Genomic DNA, 15693 nt, shown 5'->3' with positions numbered 1-15693 from the left:
GCGTGACCCGCTGGCTCCCGGCGCTCACCGTGACCGCCGCCGTGACGGCACTGCTCATCACCCTCAAAACCGACATTTCCGATATCGCGCGATATTACGCGTACCTCGCCCTCACCGTCACCGCCCCGGGCACCCTCATCTACCGCGCGCTCAGACGCGCCCCCCACAGCCTGGTCGAGGACCTGGCCTTCGGCACCGCGATCGGGCTCATCGCCGAGACGGCGGTGCTGGCGATCGCCGGAGACGCCCTGTGGGCCTGGCCGCTGCTGGCCGGCATCCTGCTGCGCCGGCAGCTGAAGACTCCGAAGTATCCGACAAAACCGAACATGGCGTGGTGCTGGTCCGTGGCGGCGGTCGCGCTGGGCTTCGTGGCGTACCTGGCCTGGGCCTTCCTGCGCGTCAACCCGCCGGTGCCGGCGAGCGCCCCGGTCGAGTACATGATCGATCAGCTGAACCTGCTGGCCGTCGCCGCCGACCTCAAGCACCACTTCCCGCTGGCCGTCCCCGAGCTCGGCGACGAGGGCCTGCCCTACCACTGGTTCGCCTACGCGCACCTGGCCGCCGGGAGCCGCCTCACCGGTGTCGACCTGCCGGTGCTGTGGTTCCGGCTCGACCTGCCGGCGCTGGCCGTGCTCGCGGTCGTGCTGCTGGCGGTGGCGGCCTGGCGGGTCACCGGCCGCGCCTGGGCAGGCCCGGTCGCGGCGGCGCTGATGTACACCGTCGGCGAGACCGTCCTGCCCGCCCGGGCACCGGCGTTCTTCGGCGCGATCACGGCGTACTACTCCTGGTCGAGCCGCTCGGTGCTGTACGCCTCCGTGCTGTCCATGCCCTTGATCACGGTGCTCGTCCAGGTGCTGCGGCGCGAGCACACCACCCGCACCTGGGCCCTGCTCGCCGTGCTCGCGGTGGGCGTGGCCGGGGCGAAGTCGACGGTGCTGCCGGTGGCGCTCGCGGGTCTGCTGTGCGCCGGCCCGCGCCGCGCCGGGCGGCCGTTGCTGGTGCTGCTCGCCGTGGAGGCGCTCGCGATCGGCGTGCTCTACGGGGGCGAGGGCGGCGGCCTGACCTGGGCGCCGTTCGGGATCATGGCCGACTTCGCGCACGGCCGCCCCGCGGTGATCGTCGCCGGCCTGGGCGCCTACGCGATCGCGATGGGTACCCGGCTGGCGGGCGCGGTGTTCCCCCTGCGCCCCTGGGGCCCGGTCGAGCGCTTCCTGGCCGGCGCCGCCCTGGCCGGCCTGGCCGCCGCCGTGCTGGTCTGGCACAACTCGTGGGGCCAGCACTTCTTCGCCATCGCCGGCTTCCCGTTCGGCGCGATCCTGTCCGCCGACGGCCTGGTCCGCGCCTACACCTCGCGCCGGGCCCTGCTCGCCGGCCTGACCGGCGCCGCAGCGCTGTCCGCGTTCGCTTTTCTCGCATCGGTACCGCATGTGCGCCGCCCCTGGGACGCTGTGTTCCCGGTCTATGTCTTCGGTGCCCTGGTTCTCGTCGTCGCGCTGGCCACCCGCAGCCGGTTCGCGGCGCTGACCGTGGTACTCCTCGCCGGCGGCGCCGGGCTGCCGTTCGACGCCGTGCAGCACGCCAACCTCGGCACCGCCTACCACGTGCGGGTCACCCCCGAGCAGGCGGCCGGAGCGCGCTGGCTACGCGAGCACAGCTCGCCGGAGGAGTACGTGGCCACGAACGTCCACCGCGTCGGCTCCGGCGAGCAGGCCCGCCAGAGCCTGGCGTACTGGATCTCGGCCTACTCGGAGCGCCGGGTACTGCTGGGCAGCTGGGGCTACTCCCCCTCCTCGGCCGCGATCCAGGCCGCCCGCCGGGGCGTCGGACCGGCCCCGCAGTACTGGGACCCGGCCCGGCTGGAGGCCAACGACCTGGCGATCTACGAGCCGACGCCCGAGCGGCTGCGCTGGCTGTGGGACCGCAAGGTGCGCTGGATCCTCGTCGACCGGGCGCAGGGCCGCGAGTCCCCGCGCCTGGCGGACCAGGCCGAGCTGGCCTGGTCCGCCGGCGGCATTGTGATCTATCGGCTCAGCGTGCGGTGCACGTGAGCGTGGCCGGGGCCGTGTTGGTGCCCGAGTAGGTGCCGGAGAAGCCTGGCGCGACCGACGCGGACGGGGCCAGGGTCCCGTTCCAGTCCGCGTTGGCCACGGTGACCGCGGCGCCCGACTGGCTCCAAACTCCCGACCAGCCGTTGGCGACCTTCTGGTTGCCGGGGAACGTGAACGTCACGGTCCAGCCGGACAGCGCGGTCGTGCCGGTGTTGGTGACCGTCACCTCGCCGTTGAAGCCGTCGCCCCACTGGTTGGTCACCTTGTACGTGGCCGAGCACGACTTGGTCGTCGAGCCGCCGGTCGTGGTCACCGACACCGGGTCGGACGCCGTCGAGAGGTTGCCGGCCGCGTCCTTGGCCCGCACCGCGAACTGGTACGCGGTGCTCGCGCTCAGCCCGGTGACGGTGGCCGTGGTGCCGGTCACGGTGGCGACGACGACCGGGCCGGCCGGGCCGCCGAGGCGGAGCACGTCGTAGCCGGTGACGCCGACCGCGTCCGTCGAGGCCGCCCAGGTGAGCGTGGCGCCGGACGAGGTGATCCCGGAGGCGACCGGGGTGCCAGGCTTGGTCGGCGGGGTCACGTCGCCGGTCTGCGCCGACGTGGTGACCGTGCCGGCCGGCGAGGCGGGCGAGACGTTGCCGGAGGTGTCGACCGCGACGACGGTGAAGGAGTACGCGGTCGACGGGGTCAGCCCGGTGATCGCCAGCGACGTCGTTGCGCTGGAGCCCACCAGGGTGCTGCCGTCGTACACGTTGTAGCCGGCCACGCCCACGTTGTCCGTCGCGGCCGCCCAGCTCGCCGTCGCGCCCGTCGCCGTGACGTCGGTGAACGCCGGCTTGCCCGGCGCGCTCGGCGCCGTGGTGTCGAGCGGGCCGGAGCCCGGCGCGTCGCCCCAGACCTTCGTGCCGGCGTCGAAGAGCGTCATGTGGCTGTTCGCCGCCTGGGTGATGCCGGCCGGCAGCGACCAGTCGTTGGACGGGTCCCAGGTGCCGGCCGAGGTGATGCGGAACTGCACCTCGCGGCGCCACGCCGACTGCCCGGCCGGGGCGATGCTCTGCCCGGCGCAGCTCACGGTCACGTAGTACGTGCTGCCGCTGACCAGCGTCGGGCCGGTCGGGGCCGAGCACTGGTTGTAGGCGCTCGTCAGCGTGATCTGGCTCGGGGTCGTGGAGCCCTCGAGCGTGAAGTAGTAGCGGAAGGAGCCCTGGGTCAGCGCCCGGGCCGGCCACGCCGACTTGTTGTAGACCAGCGCCTTGACCTCGGTGAAGCCGGGGCCGGTGGCGTTGATGGAGGACTCGATGTACATCTCGGGCCCGTCCGGGGTCTCCGCGACCGGGAAGTTCGCCAGGGCCGTGCCGCCGTACTCGCCGTACATGCGGGCCAGCGCGCTGGTGAACCCGGCGTTGTAGTCGGTGGCGACCTCGTTCATCGTGTAGTCGTTGCGGCTGTCGGTGTAGGTGTCGTTCGGCGCCGTCGGGCCACCGACCAGGGCGCCGTAGAGCGTGTGCCGGGACTGCGCGGGCTCGTTGATGTTGTCCGTCCACGAGCCGTGCGCGGTGCGGTGGTGCGGGTTCTTCGGCGGGTTGGCCCCGAAGCCGATCATGTAGCTGGAGCTGCGCGGGTTGTCGCCGAGGATGTAGTTGATCTGGCGGACGCCGAAGTCGTGGTAGCGCGCCTTGCGGGTCGCGTCCGTGAGCCAGTCGCTGTAGACGAACGCGGCGAAGGAGGTGTTCGCGGCGTACCGCAGCGATCCCCAGCTGTCGAGCACCGCCTCGCCGCCGGGCGACGTCGGCACCTTCGCGCCGTTGACGCCGACGGTCCAATAGTCCAGCCAGCGGTTGGCGTCGTCGATGTACTGCTGCTTGCCGGTGAGCTTGGCCAGCAGCACGTAGCAGCCGTACGACTTGTCGTCCCAGGCGATCGTCCAGCGGTACGACTTCGTGGTGGTCTGGTTCTCGTTGCTGAGGTTGGCGTAACCGTTCTCGGCCTTGGCGAGGTAGCTGCTGTCGTTGGTGGCGCGGTACAGCCAGATCGCGCCCCAGACGAGCTCGTCGTTGTAGCCGCTCCACGAGTTGTAGTAGCTCGCGGCGTCGGTGATGCAGTCCGAGTACTTCTTGCGGACCGTGTCGGCGAAGGTGTACAGCTGCTTCGCGTGCGTCACGAGGGTGTCGGCGTAGGCGGGGTCGGTCGGGCGCAGCACGATCGAGGAGGCGGCCATCGCGGCCGCCGTCTCACCGGCCAGGTCCGAGCCGCCACAGGTGGCATCGATCTTGTACGCCGGGCGCGCCATCGGCATCACCTCGGCCGGCCCCCACCAGGCGTGGTCGGGGTTGCCGCTGCCGATCTGTCCGTAGAGGACGTTGGCGCTCGGGTGCGCCTTGATGAAGTAGTCGTTGACGAACTTCAGGTTGTTCACCAGGTTCGTGAGCTGGCCCGAGCGGACGTACGCGTCGCGGTACTCGACCGCGCCCCACGCCAGCATCGTGGTCGAGAACGCCATCGGGAAGCCGAACTTCACGTGGTCGCCGGCGTCGAACCAGCCGCCGGTGAGGTTCAGCCCGACGTCCGAGCCGTCGTTCATCGCCGAGCTCCCGCGCCAGCCGACCCGGCTCCAGGACGGCTTCGGCCCCGACTGCTGGGCCTCGTAGAACCAGATCGACTTCTGCAGCGCCTCGGCGTAGTTGAACGCGGGCGCGGCGTGGGCGGACGGCTGCTGTATGGCGACCCCGAGCGCGGCGGCCGCGGTCATGCCCACGGCCGCGAGCGCGCTCAGCAGCCTGCTTCGTTTACGCATCGACTTCCCTCCCTGCGGCGGCTGGTCGGATTGAACCCGCCGCCGCCCGCCCTTCGGAAAGCAAGCCTGCGAATTGCCGCCATCGGTGCAGGTCAGCGCCTGAAAGTTGCACGTCCGCCAGCTGTTGCCAGAGCGTCCACAGGCGCTTGGCGGCGGCCTCGTCGCGGGGTGCGTATCAGAACGCCTCTCTCCTGGCACTCAGTGTCAATTCCGCTCTCAGGTGCCAGAAATGCCCGCCGGAAACGTAGACTGCTCGGGTGAGCCTGGCCGAACGCAAGCGCCAGCTGGTCCGCGACGAACTGGCCGAGGCCGCCCTGAAGCTGGTCGCGTTCCAGGGCTTCGACGAGACGACGATCGACCAGATGGCCGCGGCGGCGGGCGTGTCGCGCCGGACGTTCTTCCGCTACTTCCAGTCCAAGGAAGACGTCATCATCGAGTTCCTGAGCGACCTGGGCCGCAAGCTGAGCGCCGCCCTGCGGTCACGACCCGAGCCGGAGCGTCCGGACCAGGCCCTGCGCCAGGCCCTGCGCGTCTTCACCGACAAGTTCTCGGAGCACCCGCAGAAGTCCCGGCGCCTGGCCCGCGTGACAGTCGAGACCCCGGCCCTGCTGGCGCGCTACCTGGAGCGCCAGGTCGCCTGGAAGCAGACGATGACGCAGGAGCTGGCCCGCCGCATGGCGAGCGACCCGGCGACCGACCTCCGCCCGTCGGTCCTGGTCGCGGTGGCGTTCGCCGCCTTCGACACGGCGCTGATCCGGTGGGCCACCACCCCGGGCGACGAGGACCTCGACGCCCTGGTCGAGGAGTGCTTCACCCTCGCCTTCACCTGACGGCGGGCCGCGACCGGCGCAGTCAGGAAAATCACGCGGCGCGGGCCGGGTGGTTCGGCGGAAGCGCGCAGGCGGCCGTCCCGCCGGGCATACGGTGGCGGTTGCGGGCGACCCAGCGGTAGACCGGCCACGCCAGCGCGGTGACGGGGCGCAGGCCCAGAACGGCGCCGGCGGCGCGCCACACCAGCCCCGCGCGGCGCAGCAGGTCGGCGATCGCGGCCGGGCCGGCGCTCACCCGGTGCGCGTCGACGTAGTACACCGCGGCGCTCACCTGCTCCTCGGTGAGGCCCAGCACGTCGAGGCCGGCGAACTGCCATGCCACGACGTCCGCGGCGGGCCTGATGCGCCGCTCGATGAAGCGGGCGCATGATGAACAGAAGGCACAGTCACCGTCGAACACGAAAGTCGGGCGTTCCACGCATTCATCATCCCGCACCCCGCCCGACCGGCGGGCGTGAGCCCCGACACCGGGTTGGGAATGCCGGTAAGGGGTATTTGGTTATGACGGTGCATACCCGATGGACGCCATGAAGGATCGGAGCTGAAGGCATGGCAACCGTAGAGCTGACCGCGGAGAACTTCGCCGAGAAGATCGGCAGCGAGGGCATCACCCTCGTCGACTTCTGGGCCTCGTGGTGTGGCCCGTGCCGCATGTTCGCGCCGGTCTACGAGCGGGTCTCCGAGGCCAACCCGGACATCACGTTCGGCAAGGTCGACACCGAGGCCGAGCAGGCGCTCGCGGCCGAGTTCAACATCCGGTCGATCCCGACGCTGATGATCGTCCGCGACGGCGTGGCGCTGTACTCCGAGCCCGGTGCGCTGCCGCAGCAGGCTCTCGAGTCGCTGATCCAGCAGGCCCGGGATCTCGACATGGACGAGGTCAAGGCCAAGGTCGCCGAGGCCCAGGCGGCCGCCGAGTCCGCCGCCACGGACGGCTCGGTAACCAAGGCGTAACTCCAGGTAGTAGCCCGCCGGGGCGCCTTGCATCCCGTTCGTACGCGTGTTCGAATTGAGTCGTGCGATGGGACAACCTCAAGGCGACCGGCGGTCCTGGCACCGGTGATCCCGGGCAGCCGCGAGTGCTACCGCTCGCGCTGCCCGGGGCCGTCGCCCGGACCTTCGACACTCCCGAGTTCCGCGGCGTCACCTTCTACGAGGTGCAGGCCAAGTCTCTGATCAACAAGGTGCCGGGCGCCTCCCGGGTGCCGTTCCAGTGGACCATCAACCCCTATCGGGGCTGCTCCCACGCGTGCGTCTACTGCCTGACCGGCGACACCGCGATCCTCATGGCCGACGGCACCAGCCGGCCGCTTTCGGACCTGCGGGTCGGCGACGAGATCGTCGGGACCGTGCGCGACGGGCGGCTGCGGCGATACACGACCACCCGCGTGCTCGCGCACTGGCAGACCGTCAAGCCCGCCCACCGGGTCACCCTCGCCGACGGCACCGCGCTGATGGCCTCGGGCGAGCACCGCTTCCTCACCGACCGCGGCTGGAAGCACGTGACCGGGGCCCGGCACGGGCGCAGCCGCCGGCCGCACCTGACCACCGCCAACCGCCTCGCCGGGTTCGGCGTGCTGCCGGCCGCCCCGGCGGTGGGCGCGCCGGCCTACCGGCGGGGATATCTCTGCGGCTTCGTCAACGGCGACGGCCACGCCTCGCCGGTGCCGGAGGCGGTGCGGCGGCGCGCGGACGAATACGCGGCGGCCCTCGGCGGCCTGCACGCCCTGGCCGGCGGCGACCCGCGCGAGTTCGCCGGCGCCAGCGTCCGCGACGCGAGCACCGTGCTCGACTGGCCGCAGGCGCCGGAGCGGGCCTGGCGCCAGGGGTTCGTCGCCGGGCTTTATGACGCCGCCGGCGTCCTGGCGGGCGGCCTGCCCCGCTTCGACGTGGTCGACAAGGTGGTCGTCGACTGGCTCGTCGAGTGCCTGGAGCGCCTCGGCTTCGCCACCGCCGCGGACGAGGACTTCCAGGGTGTCCGGCTCCTCGGGGGCGTCCGCGAGCGGGTCCGGTTCGGCCGGCTCTTCGCCCCGGCCCGCATGGTCGGCGGCCCCGAGGGCGACCTGGTCCGCGGCGACGAGTCGCTGCGCGTGACGGCGATCGAGCCGCTGGGCGTCGACGTGCCGATGTATGACATCACCACCGGCACCGGCGACTTCATCGCCAACGGGGTGGTGAGCCACAACTGCTTCGCCCGCCACACCCACACCTACCTCGACCTCGACGCCGGCCACGACTTCGACTCGCAGATCGTCGTCAAGGTCAACGCCGGCGAGGTCCTGCACCGCGAGCTCTCCGCCCGCACCTGGTCCGGCGCCCACCTGGCCATGGGCACCAACGTCGACGTCTACCAGCGCGCCGAGGGCCGCTATCGCCTGATGCGCGAGATCCTGGCCGCCCTGCGCGACCATGCCAACCCGTTCTCGATCCTGACCAAGGGCACCCTGATCACCCGCGACCTCGACCTGCTGCGCCAAGCCGCCGAGGTGACGCGGGTCAGCCTGTCGATGTCGGTCGGCTTCCTCGACGAGACCCTGTGGCGCACGGTCGAGCCCGGCACCCCGAGCCCGCTACGCCGTCTGGACGCCATCCGCCGCCTGTCGGACAACGGCTTCGCGGTCGGCGTCCTGATGGCCCCGATCCTGCCCGGCCTGACCGACACCCAGGACTCCATCGACGCCACGGTCGCGGCCCTGTCAGCGGCCGGCGCGGCCAGCATCGTCCCACTGGTGCTGCACCTGCGCCCGGGCGCCCGCGAGTGGTATCGCTCCTGGCTGCTTCGCGAGCACCCGCACCTCGCGCCGCGCTACAGCGAGCTTTACGGCAACGGGTCATACGCGCCGCAGCCCTACCAGCGCGAGATCACGGCCCGCGTCCGCCTCGCGGCCCGCCGCCACGGGATGACCACCGGCGGCACGGGCACAACACGGATGGGCCCGCCGGACCCGGCGCCACAGCCACCCCCGAAGGACACGGCGGAGCAGGTGACCCTGCTGTAGCGGCGAGGAGCATTCGGGGACTCCGGTCCCATCAGACGCCTGGGCCCTGGTCGAGCGTGCGCCGCAGTGCCGGGCCGACCAGATTCATCAGCACGGCCGCCGCTCCCATCAGACACCCCGGACGGCGTCCAGCATGCGCCGCGCCCCCGACAGCCAGATCCGCCGGGATGGCCGCCGCCCCCGTCAGCCGCCGGGGCCAGGTCCAAAGCACCGCAGCCCCGGACCAGCCGAGGCCGTCAGGACGGCCGCCACTCCCATCAAACGCCGGGCCAGGTCCGACAAACGCCGCAGCCCCGGACCAGCCGAGGCCGTCAGGACGGTTGTCGCTCCCGTCAGACGCCTCGGCCGGGTCCGACAAGCGCTGCGGCCCCCGGACCGGCCGAGGCCGTCAGGACGGTTGTCGCTCCGGTCAGACGCCTGGGCCGGGGTCGAGCGTGCGGCGCGGTGCTGGGCCGGCCAGATTTGTTGAGCCGGGGGCGGTCGGCTCTGGCTCGGACGGCTTCGGCGGGGTGGAGCGCAGGCGGCGGGCCCACTTGATCGGGGTGATCTTCTCCAGGGGCAGGAAGGACGCCATCGCGATCTGGTGCGGGATGAACGAGATCGTGATCAGGCTGAATGTCAGCAGGTGGAAGACGTAGAAGCCCGCCACGATCGCGTAGCGGAACTTCGGCTTCACGAAGAACACTATCGGGCTGAAGATCTCGAAGCCCACGATGCCGAACTGCGACACCGTCGTGAAGTACGGGATCTTCAGCAGCCACTGTGCCGCCACCGTGCCGCGGCGGATGAACGAGCGGGTGAGCGTCGCGCCGGTGAGCCAGGCCAGGCCGCCGTAGCGCAGCTTGGCGATCGAGGCCAGGAAATACGTGGCGATCACGCCGATCTGCGTGACCCGCAGCGCGAAACCGCCCGCCTCGCTCGGGGTCTCATCGCCGTGGCGGGCGCGGCCGGCGGTGGGCAGGACGGCCAGGGCGACCAGGATCGCGTACCGATCATGGTCGATCTTGCCGTAGCTCATCGCGATGACCATCCACTCGAAGTACAGCGCGAAGACCGTCCAGCCGAGCAGCCGGTGCGCCCGGCCGGTCGCGGCGAGCAGCGACAGCGGGATCAGCGCGTAGTAGATCGAGTTGACCAGCAGGTGGGTCGGCGTGGGCAGGTGCAGCAGCCGGCCGACGACCAGCGGCTGGTACAGGTCGCCGGGCAGGTTGCCGTGGCTTTTGATCCAGGCGCTGAAGAACACCAGGTCGAGGGGGATGAAAACGTAGACCAGCGTGCGGAAGGCGGCGATGCGCGCCTTCGGCACCGGGGCGAACAGCCAGCGCGTCACGGGTGGTACCTCGCCAGAACCTTCTCGGTGATCTCCCCCGTCGGCTGCGCGTGGCGCAGATGGTGCGCCACTTCGACGATGTCCACCTCGACGAGCGGGGGCTTGCCGGGGTTGCGCGCGGTGTAGGACTCCTGCACCGAGCGCAGCAGCGCCGGGTCGGCCTTGAAGCGCTCGATCTGCGCCTCGATCTCGGCCCGCCGCACCCCGGCGTTGCGCTCGTTGAGCTCGAACCGGCGCCCGGTCGTGTCGACGCCGTCGGTGCGCAGCACCAGCACCGGCTCGTCCGGGTTGTCGGCGGTCGAGAACATGCGGAACGGCGCGAACGGGAACACCGTGTCGTCGGCGAAGAAGGTGCCCGCCAGCGTCAGAGCGGCGACGACCAGCGTCGCCACGACCCGCGCCACGCGCCCCCGAGTGGTCAACCCTTCCATCGGCGCCGTACTTTACCGCACGGCCAACAGATCACTCTCCGTAGCGAGATACCAATCACAATGCGTAGTGGCGCGCTCATCTTCGGCAGACTGTGACGCGCGTCTCTATACGGAGCGTTGCGACGGGCGGGGGTGGGGTACCAAGATACTCACCACAGAGCGTGGGCGGCGGGCGCCAGGAAGAGCCCCGCCGCTCGCTGCGTTTTCTCACACTTGCCCGGATCCTCTATCGAGCGCGCGAACCGGCCCGGCATGCTGCCCAGACACCTGACAGAGGGGGCGAAGATGCAGTTCGGCCGATACTTCGAGGAGTTCGAGATCGGTGCGGTCTACCGCCACTGGCCCGGCAAGACGGTCACCGAGTCCGACGACCACCTGTTCTGCCTGTTGACCATGAACCACCACCCGCTGCACCTCGACGCCCACTACGCGCAGACCCAGACGGACTTCCAGCGCAACGTGGTGGTCGGCAACTACATCTACTCGATCCTGCTCGGCATGTCCGTCCCCGACGTGTCCGGCAAGGCCATCGCCAACCTCGAGGTCGAGTCGCTGCGGCACACGGCCCCGACCTTCCACGGCGACACCGTCTACGGCGAGACCGTCGTGCTGGACAAGCGCGAGTCGCAGTCCAAGCCCGACCGCGGCGTCGTGACCGTGGAGACCAAGGGATACAAGCAGGACGGCACCCTCGTCTGCGTGTTCAAGCGCCGCGTGATGGTGCCGAAGAAATCGCACGCGGGCCCGGAGGCGCCCAGCTTCCCGGAGCCGAAATCGTGAGGGCCTAAGCGTCAAGGAGGACGGCGTGGGTTTGCTCCGCAGGCTGCTGGGGCGGGACCCGGCATGGGTCGAGCGCTGGGCGGTCTACCCGGGCGAAGTGGGCGAGCACCTGGCGATGTACAACATCGATCTCGGCGCCGTCGAGGCCGCCCCGGTCGCGAGGTTCCCGCAGCGGTACGACGTCGAGTTCACCTACGCCGGCGACGGCGCGAGCGGCATGCCGGCCGCGCCCGAGCTGTCCGCCATTCACGAACTGGACGCGGCGGTGCGTCAGGTCCTCCGCTCGGCCGGCGGCGCACTGGTCGGCCGCGTGCTGTCCGACAACGCGGGCCGGATCACCGGCCACCTCCCAGCGGACTCGATTCCGCCGCCGCTGCCCCCGATAGCCGGACTGACCCCGCAGACGTCACTGGTGAGCGATCCGGGCTGGACGCGCGTGCGTCAGGAGCTGACCCCGGACGCGTGGCAGCGCAACATCATGGACGACAACCAGGTGGTCCAGGAGCTCGAGGCCCACGGCGACCGCCTGAGCACCCCGCGGGCGGTGGAGTTCCTGGCCTACTTCCCGGACCCGGACCGGGCCGAGGCGTCGGCCCAGGCGCTGCGCGAGGACGGGTTCGCGGTGACGGTCGAACGGGGCGACGAGGGCGACTTCGTCCTACAGGCCATCCGCCGCGACTCCGTCGAGCCGCCGGCCCTGCACGAGGTTACCTGGAAAGTGCGCGGCGTCGTCGAGTCCCACGACGGCATCTACGACGGCTGGGGCTGCATGGTCCAGGCCTGACCCCGGCCGCGACGGGCTCCGGCTCCGGCCGCTGCTCGCACAGCCGGGGCCTCCCGTGACCCATACCGCACCGTGGGCAGGCCGGGGCGCCTGTTGTCCGCGGCTCCGCCAGCGACCCACAGCGCGCCGGGGCCGCGGCCGCCCCCGCCCGTCGACTTGAGACCGCAACACAGGCACCGGCCCCGCCGCGGGCCTTCAACAAACGAGCCAAGGCCACGGCTGCCCACACCCGTCAGCTTGAGCCCGCAACACACGCACCGGCCCTGCCGCGGGCTTTCAACAAAGCGAGCCGAGGCCGCGGCCGCCCACATACCGCGTCGCAGGCACCGACCCTGCCGCGGGCCTTCAACAAACGAACCGAGGCCACGGCCGCCCACCCGTCGACTTGAGCCCGCAACACACGCACCGGCCCCGCCGCGGGCTTTCAACAAAGCGAGCCGAGGCCACGGCCGCCCACCCGTCGACTTGAGCCCGCAACGCACGCACCGGCCCCGCCGCGGGCCTTCACAAACGAGCCGGGGCCGCGGCTGCTCACGCACCGCGTCGCAGGCACCGGCCCCGCCGTGGGCCTTCGACACGCGTTCCGGACTCGCGGTGCCTGACTGATCGGGCATATCGGGCGGTCGCGACCTGTTGGCGCGGGCGAAAAGGCGCTATCGGCGGATTTTTCGGCATACGCTCGGCAGTGGGAGGTTGCCATGCCGAGCGAGCGTGCTTCCGGCCCGGTCGGGCGTCCGGCCGTCGGCGTCGACCTGCCGTTGCGGCGGCAGGAGTGGGAGCTGCTCGTCCGGCTGCCGCGTGCCGTGCTGGTCGTGGCCTGTGCCGGGGACAGGGACGTCGACGCCGTCGCCGGGGTGGAGGCCATTGCCGCCGGTCAGCGGTCCCGGGCGCTGCTCGTGCGCGGGGTGGTGGCCGCCATCTTCTCCGAGCAGCTCACGGACGAGGATATCGACAGCGGGAACGTGCAGCCGGACGCGGTGCTGGCCGAGTGCGGGTGCGCGGTGCGGCTGCTGGCCGAGCGGCTGGGGACGGACAGCGCACTCGCGTACGGGGAGTGGCTGATGGACATCGCCGCCAGCGTCGGGCGGGCCGCCTGGCAGGGCGGATGGATCCGGCTGGGCGGGGTGGAGATCCAGCTGGCGGAGCGGCGGCTCGTCAACGGGATCGCACAGGAGCTGGCGCGCGCCCTCGGCCGCTGAACCCGGGCGGGGGCAGGAACGCGGCGCGCCGCTGGCGCCGGTCGGGTGGGCTGGGCAAACCTTCTCACTCGGCCGGCCTCCAGCGAACGCCCCGACCGGTTCGTGAGCGAACCGGGCGCCTGAAAGCGGACTCCAGTGGGGGCCGGACGTGGAGGTTCGGGGCCGGACGAGCGGGTGCGGTACCGTCGCCGCAAATGGAACCGGAGATCGAGCTTGCGGTCGGGGTCGGGCCTTGGGAAGGCCCTTGGCCGTCCGAGCCACACTACGACCCGCAGCTGCTCGCGGACGGTGACCGGCGCAACGTCGTCGACCGCTACCGCTACTGGCGGCTCGAGGCGATCGTCGCCGATCTCGACACGCGGCGGCACCCCTTCCACGTGGCCGTCGAGAACTGGCAGCACGACCTCAACATCGGCACCGTCGTACGCAACGCCAACGCGTTCCTCGCCGCCGAGGTGCACATCGTCGGGCGTCGGCGGTGGAACCGGCGCGGGGCCATGGTCACCGACCGCTACCAGCACATCCGCCACCACCCTGACGTCGAGGCGTTTCTGGCCTGGACGTCGGCGCAGCGGCTGCCCCTGATCGGGATCGACAACCTGCCGGGGGCGCGGCCGCTGGAGCGGGCCGAGCTGCCGCGGCGGTGTGTGCTGCTGTTCGGCCAGGAAGGGCCGGGGCTGTCCGAGCCGGCCCGGGCGGCCTGCGGCGCGGTGTACTCGATCGCGCAGTACGGCTCCACGCGTTCCATCAATGCGGGCGTCGCCAGCGGTATCGCCATGCATACCTGGATCCGCCAGTACGGGGTCGGAAACCCCTGATCGGCTTTACCGTGGGTACATGGGCGTCGCGATCAGCTGTCCCCGCTGTGGTGGTCCGGTGCGGCCGCCGGACCTCATGCACTCCGAGTGGCGCTGCGACACGGACGGCGCGGTGCTGCCGCTGCACGTCGCGCAGCACATCGGACCCGAGATCGCGGACGCGGCCAGAACCAAGCTGATCGCCGCGGCCCAGCGGGCCGGGGAGCAACGACCCACCCCGCTGTGGTGCCCGTGGCCGCTGCCCAGCGGGTGGACGGTCACCGGGCTGGGCTGGGTCGGCGACGAGCGCTCCGGGGTCCGGGCCACGGCGCTGGCCTGCAGCGGGCCCGGGCCGGTCGAGCACGGGCCGGCCGACGCCGTCATCATCGCCGAGGAGCCGGGCATCGGGCTCGGCACGCGGTTCGCCGGCATTCCGGGGACCGATCCGGGGACGTTCTTCGACGGCGACCTCGCCACCATGACCGCGCACGCGAAGGTCCGGGCCGCCGGGTGGCCGACCCCGCTGTGGATGGCGAAGTCGCCGGAGGACCGGACCGTGTACGTCGGCGAGGCGGCCGGCATGTGGCTCTACATCGTCACGTGGCCCGCCGCGGCCGGCTATCTCCTCGAGGAGGAGCTCGACCTGCACGATCTCTGCGACGACGTGCCGGCCCAACTCGTTTACGGCGCGCCGTCGCCGTATCTTCACGGCCAGGCCGGCCAGGCGTAGACAGCCGCGACTAAGGCCTGTTTCATAGCTCGTGGTTAGCTAGGTCGTACCGGGTCGCGATCGCACAGTGGCGTTTCAGTCGATTGATGCCGCACTCCACCGCGTGGCGCTGCCGGTAGCGTTCGGGGTCGAAGGCTGGTGGGCGGCCGCCCTTCGAGCCGAGCTTGCGCCGGTTGGCGTCCTGGTCGGCCTTGCTCGGGATGGTCGCCTTGATCCCGCGCCGGCGCAGGTAGCGGCGGTTCGCCCGTGACGTGTAGGCCTTGTCGGCCAGGACCCGGTCCGGGCGGGTGCGGGGCCGGCCACCGTCCAGCCGCGACACCCGGATGCCGTCCAGCACGACCGTGAACTGGGGCTGTCCCCGCGCTGCCCGGCGGTCAGCAACGATCGACAGCGGCTTCTGCCCCTGTTCACACCCCAGGTGGATCTTCGTGGTCAGCCCGCCGCGGGACCGGCCGAGGGCATGGTCGGCCGGCTCCGGGTCGACGCCGCCCGGCGGCTCTCGCTGCAGGTCACCGTCGCGGCGGGCGCCGGCGGCGTGCTGATGCGCCCGGGCGATCGTGGAGTCCACGCTGACGTCCCAGGTGATCAGCCCGGCGGCGTCGGCCTGCAGCCTGGTGACGATGCCCTGCCAGACACCGGCGCGCTGCCAGCGGCGGAACAGTCCGTAGACGGTCTGCCAGGGCCTGTAGCAGGCCGGCACGTCCCGCCACGGTGAGCCGACCCGGACCCGCCACCGAATCCCGTCAACGAGCTGCCGTTTACTCCACTTCGGCGGCCGGCCTGCCTTCTTACCCCGCGGCAGCAGCGGCTCCAGCTTCGCCCACTGCGCGTCGGACAGGTCGAACCACCTCGTCACCGCTACGCTGGCCACGAGGTCTCCGTGCTGATGGTCGTCTTGGTCGAAGAACCAACTACCGGAGACCTCGCCGTCTATCGATCAACGACGCGCCGAGACTTCCTCACACCAA

The 15693-nt window shown here is 71.5% G+C and carries 14 protein-coding genes; 9 read left to right on the top strand and 5 right to left on the bottom strand.

The window, feature by feature from the left end:
• The first annotated feature begins 2 nt into the window (after positions 1-2).
• Positions 3-2048, top strand: a complete 2046-nt coding sequence (locus ACQPY0_RS05010; protein ID WP_432985353.1) for a hypothetical protein — start codon at positions 3-5, stop codon at positions 2046-2048.
• Here ACQPY0_RS05010 and ACQPY0_RS05005 read toward each other — a convergent pair.
• Complete coding sequence (locus ACQPY0_RS05005) at positions 2029-4845, bottom strand: glycoside hydrolase family 9 protein (protein ID WP_432985350.1); 2817 nt, start codon at positions 4843-4845, stop codon at positions 2029-2031. The genes ACQPY0_RS05010 and ACQPY0_RS05005 overlap by 20 nt on opposite strands.
• Before the next feature lie 257 nt (positions 4846-5102).
• Here ACQPY0_RS05005 and ACQPY0_RS05000 point away from each other — a divergent pair, with 257 nt between their 5' ends.
• Positions 5103-5675, top strand: coding sequence for a TetR family transcriptional regulator (locus tag ACQPY0_RS05000; RefSeq protein ID WP_432985347.1), 573 nt, complete (start codon positions 5103-5105; stop codon positions 5673-5675).
• A 31-nt stretch (positions 5676-5706) separates the two neighbouring features.
• On the opposite strand, the gene ACQPY0_RS04995 is transcribed toward ACQPY0_RS05000, so the two are convergent.
• Positions 5707-6093 (bottom strand): thiol-disulfide oxidoreductase DCC family protein, encoded by a 387-nt coding sequence (locus ACQPY0_RS04995; RefSeq protein WP_432985344.1) that lies wholly within the window; start codon positions 6091-6093, stop codon positions 5707-5709.
• Positions 6094-6224: 131 nt separating this feature from the next.
• Here ACQPY0_RS04995 and trxA point away from each other — a divergent pair, with 131 nt between their 5' ends.
• Positions 6225-6629, top strand: coding sequence for a thioredoxin (gene trxA, locus ACQPY0_RS04990; protein ID WP_432985341.1), 405 nt, complete (start codon positions 6225-6227; stop codon positions 6627-6629).
• A gap of 62 nt (positions 6630-6691) precedes the next feature.
• The gene (locus tag ACQPY0_RS04985) at positions 6692-8674 is read left to right on the top strand and encodes an intein-containing Rv2578c family radical SAM protein (protein WP_432985338.1); all 1983 of its coding nucleotides are present in this window, start codon (positions 6692-6694) and stop codon (positions 8672-8674) included.
• A gap of 409 nt (positions 8675-9083) precedes the next feature.
• Here the strand turns inward: ACQPY0_RS04985 and ACQPY0_RS04980 are convergent, their stop codons facing one another.
• Both ACQPY0_RS04980 and ACQPY0_RS04975 read right to left on the bottom strand, forming a co-directional pair.
• Positions 9084-10004 carry an MFS transporter permease gene (locus ACQPY0_RS04980; protein ID WP_432985335.1) on the bottom strand — a complete coding sequence of 307 codons (921 nt, stop codon included), beginning with the start codon at positions 10002-10004 and terminating at the stop codon, positions 9084-9086.
• Complete coding sequence (locus ACQPY0_RS04975) at positions 10001-10435, bottom strand: hypothetical protein (protein WP_432985332.1); 435 nt, start codon at positions 10433-10435, stop codon at positions 10001-10003. Before ACQPY0_RS04975 ends, ACQPY0_RS04980 begins: the two co-directional genes overlap by 4 nt.
• 285 nt (positions 10436-10720) lie before the next feature.
• Here ACQPY0_RS04975 and ACQPY0_RS04970 point away from each other — a divergent pair, with 285 nt between their 5' ends.
• The 5 genes from ACQPY0_RS04970 (at position 10721) to ACQPY0_RS04950 (ending at position 14725) form a co-directional block, all read left to right on the top strand.
• Positions 10721-11215, top strand: coding sequence for a MaoC family dehydratase (locus ACQPY0_RS04970; protein ID WP_432985329.1), 495 nt, complete (start codon positions 10721-10723; stop codon positions 11213-11215).
• A 25-nt stretch (positions 11216-11240) separates the two neighbouring features.
• Positions 11241-11999 (top strand): DUF695 domain-containing protein, encoded by a 759-nt coding sequence (locus ACQPY0_RS04965; protein ID WP_432985326.1) that lies wholly within the window; start codon positions 11241-11243, stop codon positions 11997-11999.
• A gap of 698 nt (positions 12000-12697) precedes the next feature.
• Entirely contained in the window at positions 12698-13198 is a 501-nt protein-coding gene (locus ACQPY0_RS04960; protein WP_432985323.1) for a hypothetical protein, read from the top strand.
• A 194-nt stretch (positions 13199-13392) separates the two neighbouring features.
• The gene (locus ACQPY0_RS04955) at positions 13393-14016 is read left to right on the top strand and encodes a TrmH family RNA methyltransferase (protein WP_432985320.1); all 624 of its coding nucleotides are present in this window, start codon (positions 13393-13395) and stop codon (positions 14014-14016) included.
• 19 nt (positions 14017-14035) lie between these two features.
• Entirely contained in the window at positions 14036-14725 is a 690-nt protein-coding gene (locus tag ACQPY0_RS04950; RefSeq protein ID WP_432985317.1) for a DUF6758 family protein, read from the top strand.
• Positions 14726-14747: 22 nt separating this feature from the next.
• On the opposite strand, the gene ACQPY0_RS04945 is transcribed toward ACQPY0_RS04950, so the two are convergent.
• Positions 14748-15596, bottom strand: coding sequence for an IS5 family transposase (locus tag ACQPY0_RS04945; RefSeq protein ID WP_432985314.1), 849 nt, complete (start codon positions 15594-15596; stop codon positions 14748-14750).
• Between the last annotated feature and the right edge of the window lie 97 nt (positions 15597-15693).

Source organism: Dactylosporangium sp. CA-233914 (genome assembly GCF_050942935.1).
Classification (GTDB): Bacteria; Actinomycetota; Actinomycetes; order Mycobacteriales; family Micromonosporaceae; genus Dactylosporangium.
This window is presented reverse-complemented; position numbering and strand designations above follow the sequence as displayed.

What these genes read in the sequence shown, in the direction of transcription:
- ACQPY0_RS04960 (WP_432985323.1), top strand. Translation starts at nt 12,698, where the DNA reads ATGCCGAGCGAGCGTGCTTCCGGCCCGGTCGGGCGTCCGGCCGTCGGC.
- ACQPY0_RS04955 (WP_432985320.1), top strand. Translation starts at nt 13,393, where the DNA reads ATGGAACCGGAGATCGAGCTTGCGGTCGGGGTCGGGCCTTGGGAAGGC.
- ACQPY0_RS04975 (WP_432985332.1), bottom strand. Translation starts at nt 10,435, where the DNA reads ATGGAAGGGTTGACCACTCGGGGGCGCGTGGCGCGGGTCGTGGCGACG.
- ACQPY0_RS04950 (WP_432985317.1), top strand. Translation starts at nt 14,036, where the DNA reads ATGGGCGTCGCGATCAGCTGTCCCCGCTGTGGTGGTCCGGTGCGGCCG.
- ACQPY0_RS05005 (WP_432985350.1), bottom strand. Translation starts at nt 4,845, where the DNA reads ATGCGTAAACGAAGCAGGCTGCTGAGCGCGCTCGCGGCCGTGGGCATG.
- trxA (WP_432985341.1), top strand. Translation starts at nt 6,225, where the DNA reads ATGGCAACCGTAGAGCTGACCGCGGAGAACTTCGCCGAGAAGATCGGC.
- ACQPY0_RS04970 (WP_432985329.1), top strand. Translation starts at nt 10,721, where the DNA reads ATGCAGTTCGGCCGATACTTCGAGGAGTTCGAGATCGGTGCGGTCTAC.